The organism is uncultured Campylobacter sp., assembly GCF_937997465.1.
Classification (GTDB): Bacteria; Campylobacterota; Campylobacteria; order Campylobacterales; family Campylobacteraceae; genus Campylobacter_A.
Genome location: NZ_CALKTQ010000115.1, coordinates 1 through 2,973 on the forward strand (window position 1 = coordinate 1; position 2,973 = coordinate 2,973).

Here is a 2,973-nt window from a genome sequence, read left to right on the forward strand (position 1 = left end):
CGGCAACAGCGCTATGTATCTGCTTAGCGACCTTGCTAGCGGCGTGACCGGCGAGGTGCACTACGTCGACTGCGGCTACAACATCATGGGTATGGGCGACGTAGCGACCGACGCCGAGGGCAACACGATCCTAGCTTGGGACGCAAAGTAATCTACTAATATAAATTTGGCGGGGCGACTCGCCAAATCCTTCTTTTAAATTTCATCAAATTTGACCCAAAGGGCGCGCGATGAGGGCTTTAGGCGAGCTTATAGACACAAATGAGCCGGGCTGGGAGTTGGTCGAATAGCGGCTAAATAAGCTAAGAACGAGTAAAGTTTTACCGCGTGATGAGAGCAGGGCGCAAAGTGAGCTTTTGGGACTTCAAGTTACCACTCGCTCACCGATGGGAGCGCTTGTTTGTGGGTGCGGCGGCATCGTGATAGATAGCGGTTGACTGCACGTGCTTGGTTCTGGCTGCGAGCGGATGAATCGCGGGATTTACAGCTTTAGCCTTGGCAAAAGCTAGTGAGGCAGGCCAGATGCCTAGCTATTTGCTCGTGGCGGATGATGTTTCGGGTGGATTTTTCGCGATAAACGGCGGCGCATTTGATGGCAAAGCCGGAAACATCTTTTACTACGCGCCAGATAGCGGCGAATGAGAGGATACGCAGCTTGACTACTCGCAGTTTTTTACCGGGCGCTTTGCGGCGATATCTAAATTTTACGAGCTTTACCGCTGGGATGGCTGGCGCGATGACGTGAGAAAATTTAGCCTTGATAGGGTGATGTTTGCCTTGCCGCCGATACTTTGGCAAGACGCCGACGTAAAACTAAGGCTAAAAGAGATGAAAAAAAGACGGCGTGGACATAGACGAGTATTTTGCCTCTATGTTTATCGGCGGCGAGTAAAATTTTCAAATTTGATGGAAATAAAATAAAGGCCGTTGCAGCTCGTTAGCCTTACTGCGCGCGCCTGTCGGCTACTGAAATTTGCCGCTCAACTAAATAAATTTAAACAAATATCCTAAAATAACCGCAAATAATCTTTAAAGGATTTCTCATGCAAAGCTTGCTTTTTTCGCCGCTAAAAATCGACGATCTGCAGATCAAAAACCGCGTCGTCATGCCGCCGATGTGTATGTATAAGGCCAAAAACGAAAACGGCCAACCTAGGTGCTTTCACCGCTTGCACTACGCCGCTCGCGCGCTAGGAGGCGTCGGGCTCATCATCGTCGAAGCTACGGCCGTCGAACCTAGGGGCAGGATCACAAGCCGCGATCTGGGACTATGGAACGACGAGCAGCTAGAGGCGCACGCCAGGCTCATCAAGGAGTGCGTCAAATACGGCGCCGTAATGGCCGTCCAGCTCGCGCACGCTGGCAGAAAAAGCGAGTGCGAGGATCTGATCGCGCCTAGCGCGGTAAAATTTAGCGAGAGCTACAAAACACCGAGACAGATGAGCGCGGACGATATTGTTGCAGTTAAGCAAGCTTTTGTTCAGGCTGCGATCAGAGCCGAGCGTGCAGGATACGCCGCGACCGAGATCCACGCTGCGCACGGCTATCTCATCAGCGAATTTCTCTCGCCTGAGATCAATCTGAGGGGCGACGAATACGGCGGGAGTTTTGAAAATCACACGAGATTTTTAAAAGAAATCTTAAGCGAGATAAAAGCCGCGGTGCAAATCCCCGTCGGCGTGCGCATAAGCGCGGATAGCTGGGTAAAAGGCGACTGGAGCCTGGAGGATAGCGTGCGGCTGGCAAAAGAGCTCGAGGCCTTGGGCGCGGCGTTTATCCACGTCTCGGCGGGCGGACTTTTTGAGCACACGGATAGCGCGCCTGCGTTTACTCCGCTTTATCAAGCTGGCTATGCTAAGGCGGTAAAGCAGGCCGTTGGCATCCCGGTGATCACGGTCGGACTCATCACAAAGGCATCTGAGGGCGAGGCGCTGCTGTTAGGCGGCGTTTGCGACGCGGTAGCCTACGGTAGAGAGCTGCTGCGAAATCCAAATTTCGCGCAGGTTGCGATGAGTGAGCTAGGGTGCGCTGAACTGATAGAAAACTCATACAAAAGGGCGTTTAAGTAAATTTATAAGATCGCTCGGCGTAAATTTGAACTAATTGCGTCGGCTAAATTTTGAGTAAATTTGATCGGTCGCTTGGGCAAACCGTTTGGCAAATTTAGCCTAGCTATTAGGACTGTAAATTTGGCAAATTTACGTCCCTGCTACGGCGTCAAATTTGATTTGATTGCTACCGATTTTAGTAATGCTAAATTCATAAATAAAACGGCTGATTTTTTGATTTATTGCGTCAAATTTGTAGAATTAAAGATAAAATTTAAGCCGCAAAAACGGCTTAAATTTAGGTGAGTTTGTAGCTAACCGGGATTTTTATGACGTAGTCGCGATCAAGCGTCGGAAAATCAGGTGCAGCGCGGTTTATGAGCTCGACTGCGGCCTCGTCTAGTGTCTCAAAGCCTGAGCTTTTTATCACCTTTACGTCGCGGACGCTGCCGTCTTTTTTGTATAAAAAGCTAACCTCTACGACGCCTTGATGGCGCATTTTTTGCGCGCGTTTAGGGTATTTGTGATGCTTTTGTATCGCCTTTTGGATCTTAGAAAATCTCTCGTCGCCGGCTGATGTCGCGAAGTTAAATTCTCCAACTGTTTCAGCTCCGCTAGGCGGTAAATTTGATTTTACGTTCGAGCTTGGAGCACTACTTGGTTGCGCTGCGGGCGGCGTAGAAGTAGGCGGCGACGGCTGTGCAGGCGGTACTACCTGCGCTACTTGCGGTTCCGGTTCCGGCTCAGGCTTTTTAACCGGTTTTGGCGTAGGTTTAGGCTTTGGTTTTTCCACGGGCTTTTCCACGGGTTTTGGCTTCTCTACCGGTTTTTCTATTGGTTTTGGTTTTTCTATCGGCTTAGGCGGCTCGACCGGTTTTGGCGGCTCCGGCGGCGTGACGACAGGTTCTGGCGGAGGAGGCGCGGG

General features: G+C 50.8%; 4 protein-coding genes and 1 pseudogene. 4 read left to right on the forward strand and 1 reads right to left on the reverse strand.

Annotated features, from left to right (window positions below; translation table 11 throughout):
- The 4 genes and pseudogenes from Q0546_RS03460 to Q0546_RS03475 all read left to right on the forward strand — a co-directional run.
- Positions 1-151, forward strand: a 151-nt coding sequence (locus Q0546_RS03460) for an SDR family oxidoreductase (RefSeq protein ID WP_298790561.1), incomplete at its 5' end; no start/stop codon positions are given.
- Between the two features lie 205 nt (positions 152-356).
- The gene (locus Q0546_RS03465; RefSeq protein ID WP_298790563.1) at positions 357-437 is read left to right on the forward strand and encodes a DUF2625 family protein; all 81 of its coding nucleotides are present in this window, start codon (positions 357-359) and stop codon (positions 435-437) included.
- Between the two features lie 85 nt (positions 438-522).
- Positions 523-921: pseudogene (locus tag Q0546_RS03470) on the forward strand (DUF2625 family protein).
- Positions 922-1,043: 122 nt separating this feature from the next.
- Positions 1,044-2,069 (forward strand): NADH:flavin oxidoreductase/NADH oxidase, encoded by a 1,026-nt coding sequence (locus Q0546_RS03475; RefSeq protein ID WP_298790557.1) that lies wholly within the window; start codon positions 1,044-1,046, stop codon positions 2,067-2,069.
- Between the two features lie 277 nt (positions 2,070-2,346).
- On the opposite strand, the gene Q0546_RS03480 is transcribed toward Q0546_RS03475, so the two are convergent.
- On the reverse strand, positions 2,347-2,973 hold a 627-nt coding region (locus Q0546_RS03480), incomplete at its 5' end, for an energy transducer TonB (protein ID WP_298790559.1).